6 protein-coding genes are annotated in these 8,795 nt (G+C 45.3%); 3 read left to right on the forward strand and 3 right to left on the reverse strand.

Annotated features, from left to right (window positions below):
• Nucleotides 1-8 precede the first annotated feature (8 nt).
• A complete protein-coding gene (locus AB6F11_RS12695; RefSeq protein ID WP_104216297.1) occupies nt 9-2,036 on the forward strand; it encodes a PhoX family phosphatase in 2,028 nt (675 codons plus the stop codon).
• 254 nt (nt 2,037-2,290) lie between these two features.
• Here the strand turns inward: AB6F11_RS12695 and AB6F11_RS12700 are convergent, their stop codons facing one another.
• From AB6F11_RS12700 to AB6F11_RS12710, 3 genes are all read right to left on the reverse strand, one after another.
• A complete protein-coding gene (locus AB6F11_RS12700; RefSeq protein WP_017062631.1) occupies nt 2,291-2,911 on the reverse strand; it encodes a LysE family translocator in 621 nt (206 codons plus the stop codon).
• A gap of 164 nt (nt 2,912-3,075) precedes the next feature.
• Nucleotides 3,076-4,362, reverse strand: coding sequence for a DEAD/DEAH box helicase (locus tag AB6F11_RS12705; RefSeq protein ID WP_017069159.1), 1,287 nt, complete (start codon nt 4,360-4,362; stop codon nt 3,076-3,078).
• 182 nt (nt 4,363-4,544) lie between these two features.
• Nucleotides 4,545-5,528, reverse strand: a complete 984-nt coding sequence (locus tag AB6F11_RS12710; protein WP_017069160.1) for a GTP-binding protein — start codon at nt 5,526-5,528, stop codon at nt 4,545-4,547.
• A gap of 551 nt (nt 5,529-6,079) precedes the next feature.
• Between AB6F11_RS12710 and clcA the strand changes: the two genes are divergently transcribed.
• Together clcA and AB6F11_RS12720 are read left to right on the forward strand one after the other, a co-directional pair.
• The gene (clcA, locus tag AB6F11_RS12715) at nt 6,080-7,486 is read left to right on the forward strand and encodes a H(+)/Cl(-) exchange transporter ClcA (RefSeq protein WP_102397989.1); all 1,407 of its coding nucleotides are present in this window, start codon (nt 6,080-6,082) and stop codon (nt 7,484-7,486) included.
• Nucleotides 7,487-7,692: 206 nt separating this feature from the next.
• A complete protein-coding gene (locus AB6F11_RS12720) occupies nt 7,693-8,673 on the forward strand; it encodes a TDT family transporter (protein WP_104216296.1) in 981 nt (326 codons plus the stop codon).
• The last annotated feature ends 122 nt before the right edge of the window (nt 8,674-8,795 follow it).

Below are 8,795 nucleotides of genomic sequence, written 5' to 3' on the forward strand. Positions count from 1 at the left end.
CAGTCGAGATGAGCAAGGAAACATTTGATAGCACTCGTTTTAATAAGAGCAAAAACAAACCCTTCGAAGAAGTTTTAGATGCGAACCTTTCAAGAAGAAATGTTCTCAAAGGCGGTTTAGGCATCAGTGCAATGACGGCGTTTGGTGCTTTTGGTTTAGCAGGCCACAGCACAGCGCACGCGGCGACAGCATCATCTAGCGCACCGCAAAAAAGCACTGCTACACTTGCATTCGAATCGGTTAAAGGCTCACTGACAGACAGTGTCGTTGTGCCAAAAGGCTATACAGCACAAGTATTGGCTCCTTGGGGTACTCCACTTAACAAGCAAGGCAATGCTTGGTTAAAAGATGGAACCAACAACGCCCAAGATCAAGCAAACTCACTGGGCATGCACCACGACGGCATGCACTTCTTCCCGCTTAATGGCAACAGCAACGACGGTTTGTTGGTGATTAATCACGAATACATCGACCAAAAAGCACTGCACGCTAATGGTCCTACATACGATGAAGGCAACCGCCCTAGCCTTGATGAAGTACGTAAAGAGATCAACGCACACGGCGTGAGTGTGGTTCGTGTAAAACTTGAAGGCAACCAATGGGTGATGGTCGATAACGATCCTCTGAACCGCCGCTACACAGGCGCGACCGTAATGGATCTGTCTGGTCCTGTTGCACACAGTGAATTTACCAAAACCAAGTTCTCACAAGACGGCAGCCAAGCTCGTGGCACGTTGAACAACTGTGGTAATGGCTACACACCATGGGGCACTTACCTAACGTGTGAAGAAAACTGGCCGGGTTATTTCGTTAACAAAGGCGAGACAACACCAGCGCAAGAACGTATTGGTATCGCTACCGACAAAACACGTTACGGTTGGGACACGCTTTCTGGTGACAAACAAGAACGCCTAGACGAATTTGCTCGCTTTGACGTAACACCAACAGGTGAGTCAGCAATGGACGATTACCGTAACGAAGCACACGGTCACGGCTACATTGTTGAAATCGACCCATACACAGCAAACTCTCGCGCTAAGAAACGTTCTGCACTGGGTTGTTTCCGTCACGAAGGCTGTACGTTTGGTAAGTTGACCGAAGGCGAGCCAATCGTATTCTACTCTGGTCACGATTCTCGCTTTGAATACCTATACAAATTTGTTTCTGAAGAGAAATGGGACCCGCGTGACGCAGAACCGAGTAATCGCCTAAGTGCGGGTGACAAGTACATGGATAAAGGCACGCTGTATGTGGCTAAGTTCAACGATGACGGTTCAGGTACGTGGCTACCACTAACGTTGGGCAGCAAGACTACAAACGGCGGCAAGCTAGGTGATTCATTTGACTCTCAAGCAGCGCTTATCATCAATACAGCGGGCGCTGCCGACCTTGTTGGTGCAACGCCAATGGATCGCCCTGAATGGTGCTCTGTTGACCCAATGACGGGTACGGCTTACCTAACGCTGACTAATAACAACAAGCGTAAAGAAGCGAACTCTGCGAACCCTCGCGTAGACAACAAGTTCGGTCATGTTATCCGTTGGGATGAAGGCAAAACGGCAGGCGAGTTCGATTGGGATATCTTCGTATTTGGTTCACCAGCAGTGGAAGACAAGTCTATTAACCGCTCTGGTCTAACAGACATGAACCAATTCGCGAGCCCTGACGGCTTAGCGTTTGATGCTCGTGGCATCTTGTGGATTCAGACAGATAACGGCGCAGACGAAGTAACTGGCTACACCAATGACCAAATGCTGGCAGTGGTTCCATCTCAGTTAACGGATGACAACGGCAACAGTGCGGTGATTGATGCAAACAACCAAGCACAGCTTAAACGCTTCTTTGTGGGTCCAAACGGTTGTGAAGTGACTGGCTTTACCATCAGCCCAGATTTCAAATCACTGTTTGTGAACATTCAACACCCTGCAAACTGGCCATCGTCTGAAGATGCAACAGCACAAACTCAAGGCAATGTTCGTCCAAGAGCATCTACGGTTGTGATTCGTCGTGAAGACGGCGGTGAAATCGCGGTTTAATACGCAAATCTAGCTAAGAGCAGAAACATTTCTGTTATCTAGTTTCTGTTCGCTAGCTCAGTAAAATCAAAAAGAGCGATAAGGCCAAATGCCCTATTGCTCTTTTTATATTCTATGCATTCTTCGGTTTAAGTAAGGAACCAAGCCTTAAAAACTTATCATCATCCAAAGAGCTCGTCATACCAAGCTCTAGTCATCCTCGAGAAGGAGGGACGACTGAGTCGGAGATCTCTAACCGTTATCGCTTTTCAGAATTAACTCACGAACAGCCACACACCAACACCCATCATCAACGTACCAGCAATACGGTTCATCAACTTAACGTTATCCGCCTTGCCGAGCATATGTTTTAAGCTCTTACCGCCGGTCGCGTATAAAGTCATGCAAACAAACTCAGAAACCAGAATGATCGACACGAGAATGAGTAACTGCGGTGCTAAGTCTTTATTGCTGTTAATAAAAGGAGGCAGCAAAGAAATCATAAACGCCCAGCCTTTTGGGTTCGCAATTGCAGTGACAAAACCTTGAACCACCAAGTCCCAATCATTGCTGACTTTTGTTGTTTGGTTGTCAGTACTGATCGCCAGTTTGCCTCTCGAACGCCACATCTGAACGCCTAAATAAAACAGGTAACCCGCACCAACAAATTTAAAGCCCGTAAATAGCCATGGGTAATTCAACATGATCGAAGCGATACCCAATACCGCGGCAATAGAAACCACAGCGACACCAGCCAGTTCACCGATCATCATCCATAATGTACGCTTGTATCCAACACTCATTCCAAGTGTCAACGCCAAAGTCATACACATACCGGGCGTGATTGACACGAAGAAAAACGTGGGAATAAAAGCCCAAAGTAGTGCGCTATCCATATTATTACCTTATCGACTTGTTTTTATTTATTAGTTCTTGTTTCTTGATCGGGCTTGAAATGAAGCGAGGTTGAAACGAAGCAGTAATGACAATAAACAATATTGCGATCAATACAAACAAAAAGAGCCACATAACAGTGGCTCTTTTCAATCACCAACCGTAATTACTTACGACGGTTTTTAATTCGCTTCATCATAGTCAAACGACGTTCAGCGCTTGCTTGATCTTGCGTCTCTTCGTTCGCGTTGTTCTTACGACCTTGGCGGTTTTTGTAAGCCGATTTAGTGTTCAGCTTCTCGATGTAAGCATCACGTTTCTTCGGTTCATAACCCGGTTGTTCAACACGACGAATGCGCTGTTGAATCAGTTTTTCAACTTGAACGACAGTCAGCTCTTCTTCGCGGTTAACGAAAGAGACAGCGTGACCTTGCTTACCTGCACGACCTGTACGGCCAATACGGTGAACATAGTCTTCTGCTAGGAAAGGCATGTCGTAGTTAATTACGTGTGGTAAGTCTTCGATATCAAGACCACGAGCCGCAACGTCGGTTGCTACCATTACACGCGCTTTACCTTCTTTAAAATCGTCTAGAGCACGACGACGAGCACTTTGCGCTTTATCACCGTGACACAATACTGCTTTAATGCCGTCTAGCTTAAGCTCTTTAACTACATCGTTCGCTGTTTCTTTGTAGTTAACAAAAACAAGCACTTGGCGCCAGTTTTTACGACCAATCAGCTCAGAAAGCAGTTCTGTTTTACGCTCTTGATCCACTGGGTAAACCACGTGGCCGACAGTAGCAGCCGTTGAGTTTTCGCGCTCAACACTAATACGTTTTGGTTTACGCAGAATATCAACAGACAGTTGGTTTAACTGAGTAGAAGTCGTTGCAGAGAACATCATGATTTGCGGTGATGTTTCTACATCCAACATGATCTTACGAACGGCATTGATAAAGCCCATATCAAGGATACGGTCAGCTTCATCAAATACTAGAAATTCTAGGTTAGCAATAGACACGTTACCCGCTTCTAAGTGCTCTTCTAAACGGCCAGGTGTTGCAACCAAAATATCCACACCCAGTTCTAGTTGACGAACTTGTGAAGACATCTTGTTACCACCGTAAACCGCAGAAACACTTAGATCTGTGTATTTAACGTAGTCTTTAATGTTTTGAGCGATCTGCGCAGCAAGCTCACGAGTTGGAGCAAGAATAAGGCCGCGAGCCGTTCCTCTAGACGCCTTTTTACCGCTGTTCAAAAGGTGTTGGATAACAGGCAATGAAAATGCCGCTGTTTTACCCGTACCGGTTTGAGCAGTAGCAAAAATATCATGGCCTTTACGAGCCATTGGAATCGCTTTTTGTTGAATTGGAGTGAGTTTTTCATAACCACACTCAGTCAACGCTTTGACTAATTCAGGAGCAAAACCTTGAGAGGAAAATGACATTGTTACGGGTTCCTTAAGCAGACAGCCTACATTCTTATTTCAGCCGAGCACTATAAAGTAATTAGAGTGATTTATCTCACATTTATCGTGATATAACGCAAACTTTCTCATTTAATCTGGTGTTTATCCCGCCTTCAACGAGGTAAACACCAAGATCCTTGGTTCAAACAGCAAAAACAGGGCTATTTGATGCCACACAGCTTGAGTAGAATCTGCTCGAGATCGCCCCATGGCATGAGCTGCGAGTCGATCACTTCCAGTCGAGATTCAAAGCCATCAAGCGTAATTTCGTTCACAGACACGACTTGATTCGCCACATTGAATGCGTAGCAACCTTGGTCGGTGTTCACGACAGCTTTTACACGCTCGGCCGTTAGATCTGACAACATAGAGAATAGCGCATCGAAGTCGAACTTATGCTCTGCGCCAAACAACCAACCACAACTGAAATAGCCCTGTCCTTTATTCTCTTTACGGATGAAAGCTTCACCAGGAGGAAGTTGGAATTGAGGCTCTTGTTCAGCGTGATCGTGATGATGCGCTTCAATATGAGATGAAGCACTGCCGTATACTCTTTCAATGTCTAACACTTCCAATGGCACTTCACCATCGTGAATTAGCTTATGGAAGACTTTTGCTGGCGTTTGATCCGTCACCCAATCATTGAACACATCGATGTCTTCAGAATGAACAAGGTCAACCTTAGTACCAAGAATCACATCTGCACTATTTAGTTGATCATTAAAATTCTGATTCGAGGTGTACTTTTCATTAGACAGATTTCGTGGGTCAACCAAACCAAGCGTCGCTTTTAAATCGACATATGGTGTGTACTGATCGGAAGTCAGTGTCGCTATAACCTGTTTAGGGTGACCAAGCCCTGTCGGCTCAATCAATAAACGGTCTGGCTTTTGGCGAAGTAAGGCATTAATACCCACTGACATAGGCACGCCCGCAGTACAGCACATGCATCCACCCGGCACTTCTTTAATCAAAGCGCCTTGATCTGTCATTAATGCACCGTCAATACCGATTTCCCCGAACTCATTAACCAGAACAGCCCAGTTTTCATTCTCAGGTTTATTTTTTAGCAGGTTCAAGATGGCTGTCGTTTTACCAACACCCAAGAAACCCGTAATGATGTTCGTAGGAACTTTTTTAGTCATATCAGTTCTCCTTTTTAAGGGAGTATATACTCAATCACCAAAAAGTTGACCCCAATCGATTGTTTACACTGAGATTCGTTAATAGAGGTTGGCGCGAAAATAATCAGAAGAGATAAACAGTAGAGGCAGAATGTGGAAATGGGATGCTCCAGACGAACTAAAGGCGTACTTACTCAGTACGCCTCACCCTCGTTACTCAATCGTGAGTTCGCGAATCAGGAAGCCTTAAATATCGACCTGAACATTTAACGAGGAACTAAAACTTTGTTTCTGAATCCATCCAAATTGTGTGTAAAACCTCACTTCTCCTTGCGGTTCGTTATGTTGCTTTACGATTTAACTATGGTTCATTTTTGGGGATATTCAAGCCGCCGCCAGAGAATCGATCAAAATTGTGACGGTGATTCCACTATTGACCATAGATTCCATTTATGTAACACGCACATTCCATAAATGAAATTCAACTTTTCATCTTTGCTGCTATAGGATATGCGGAGGAAGCGTATAATTTAATGCAACCCCGCCTTAACTCATTCAGGAAACTTATCTTTATGACCAGAAGAGAGAAAATTAAGCAGTCCTTACTAGCCAAGATGCCAAGGGATGCTATTAATCAATTTCTCTCAAGAGATAAGACCCCAGCTTCGGTTCTCTTCCTTTCTTGTATTGTGGGTGTACTTGCTGGTGTAGTGGGTACCTATTTCGAAGTTGCGGTTCATTTCATCACAGAAACTCGTACCGATTGGCTGAAAGATGAAATCGGTAGCTATTTACCACTGTGGTTGGCCGCTTTCCTTATTAGTGCTGCATTTGCCTTTATTGGTTACTTCCTCGTTCACCGCTTTGCTCCAGAGGCTGCAGGCTCAGGCATCCCCGAAATTGAAGGTGCGATGGACGGTATGCGCCCTGTTCGATGGTGGAGAGTATTGCCAGTAAAATTCTTTGGCGGTATGGGCGCATTAGGCTCTGGTATGGTTTTAGGTCGAGAAGGACCAACCGTTCAAATGGGCGGCAGTATCGGTCGTATGGTCACCGATATCTTTCGAGTCAAAGACGATGACACTCGCCACTCACTGCTGGCTTCAGGTGCCGCTGGTGGCTTAGCCGCCGCATTTAACGCACCACTGGCAGGAATCATGTTTGTGGTTGAGGAGATGAGACCACAGTTTCGCTACTCACTCATATCAATCAAAGCTGTCATCATCTCAGCAGTTTCAGCCAACATTGTATTTCGTTCTATCAATGGCCAATCTGCCGTTATCACAATGCCTCAGTACCAGCCGCCTGAACTCGACGCACTTTGGTTATTCTTATTATTAGGTGTGTTGTTCGGCCTGTTTGGTGTGATTTTCAATAAACTGATTACGCTTTCCCAAGACCTGTTTGTGGCGATCCACAAGAATGACCGTAAACGCTACTTGATGACAGGCACTCTACTTGGCGGTTGTTTTGGCTTGTTGCTACTCTATATACCTGAATTAACCGGTGGTGGTATTGGTATCATCCCGAACATCACGAATGGCAGCTACAGCGCCAATGTGTTGTTGCTGATTTTCTTAGGCCGAGTCCTCACTACCCTGCTTTGTTTCGGCTCTGGTGCACCAGGCGGTATCTTTGCACCAATGCTTGCGCTAGGAACACTCTTTGGTTATGCGTTCGGGCTTATCGCAGCTGCATTCTTTCCTGAACTGAATATTGAACCGGGTATGTTTGCCATAGCTGGCATGGGAGCCTTATTTGCTGCCACTGTTCGAGCGCCTATCACTGGCATACTGTTGGTTATTGAAATGACCAATAACTACTACCTGATCCTGCCGTTGATCATCACCTGCTTAGGTGCGGTAATCATTGCTCAAATGTTAGGTGGGCAGCCAATTTACAGTCAACTGCTTAACCGTACGCTGAAAAACGAGAAACTAAGACAACAAGATCTCCCTCAACAAGAGGAAGTGCGTTAATTACAAATGACTCATGAAACAAAAGCACACATTCAACGTGCTTAATCTCCCGATTCCGTATCAAAATCAAAAAAGCAAACGTTAAACTTGGTATCATCCACTCAAAATTAGTTGAGTGCCCTCAAAATCTATTGATGGAAGACCTACATACTCTAACTAAGGCAAATATTCCAATATTCTGTAATTAACTAAGTCGGAGCAAGTCGTTGAACTGGAGAAGATTAACCCAAGTAAAAAATGTACCGCCATCTCAGGCGTCTTTAGCACTTGGCGTTATTGGGTTAGGACAAGCTTGGGCGTTATATATCCCGGGCATTGGTGAGATAATTCGTCCCTACCTCGCTGCATTCGGCGCGCTATTATTGCTGCCTGTTTTACTGCGCTATTTAACGAGCTTTAATACCTTCCTTAATGACATTCGCCACCCGTTAAGTGGAAGCTTGATGGCACCAATGAGCATGGCTTTACTGATTCTGTGCGACTATTTAGCCGAGATATCGCCAGCTATCGCCTACCCAGTTTGGTTCTGCGCGCTATTGCTGCACTTTACCATGATGGTGTTGTTCTTTAGTTTTCAGATCATCAACTTCAAAATGTCGAACATTGTACCGAGTTGGTTTCTGTATCCGGTCGGTTTGATCAGCAGTTCCTTAGCTGGCACACAGTTCGGGCACACCGTATTTTCAGAAACACTTGCGGTCACTTGTATTGGTATCTATTTCCTTATGTTGCCAGTGGTGTTATACCGCTTGGTGTTCGAAGGCAATCTTCCTCGCCGAGCAAGACCAACACTCGCTATCATGGCAGCTCCGGTTAACTTGTCTTTAGCCGCTTACTTGGTTAACTTCGACAACCCAGACCCGATTCTAACAGGTGCATTGGCGGGCATTGCCATCACCATGACTTTGTTGATTTACTTGTGTTACATCCGCCTAATGCGTTTGAAGTTCCAACCTTCGATTGCTGCCGTCACCTTCCCATCTGTGATCAGCGCTATTGCCATGCATCGTCTAACTACATTTTTCGGCGCGGAATACCCACAATGGTATTGGCTACACAAGTTTGGTTTCTTTGAGCTAACCATCGCCACCATTCTAGTGATTTGGGTTGCCGGTGGTTACGTAAAAATGTACTGGCCTGAGTTTTTCGATTCCGACTACATGTCCAAGAAGATGAAACGTTCTTAGATAGAAGCGAAAAGATCTTAGCTGAACCATCGTGTTCTGCAGTAGTCGATGATGTCAGACAAAACCAACCAATCGAGTAGGAGGAGGCCTCACGGCCTCCGTCCTCTCACACCACCGTACAA

Origin of the sequence: Vibrio sp. 10N.247.311.14, from assembly GCF_041467715.1 — a bacterium.
GTDB lineage: Bacteria > Pseudomonadota > Gammaproteobacteria > Enterobacterales > Vibrionaceae > Vibrio > Vibrio crassostreae_C.

Bases quoted from the DNA above. Each gene is read 5' to 3' on its own strand.
- AB6F11_RS12700 (WP_017062631.1), bottom strand. From the start codon at position 2,911: ATGGATAGCGCACTACTTTGGGCTTTTATTCCCACGTTTTTCTTCGTG.
- AB6F11_RS12695 (WP_104216297.1), top strand. From the start codon at position 9: ATGAGCAAGGAAACATTTGATAGCACTCGTTTTAATAAGAGCAAAAAC.
- AB6F11_RS12710 (WP_017069160.1), bottom strand. From the start codon at position 5,528: ATGACTAAAAAAGTTCCTACGAACATCATTACGGGTTTCTTGGGTGTT.
- clcA (WP_102397989.1), top strand. From the start codon at position 6,080: ATGACCAGAAGAGAGAAAATTAAGCAGTCCTTACTAGCCAAGATGCCA.
- AB6F11_RS12705 (WP_017069159.1), bottom strand. From the start codon at position 4,362: ATGTCATTTTCCTCTCAAGGTTTTGCTCCTGAATTAGTCAAAGCGTTG.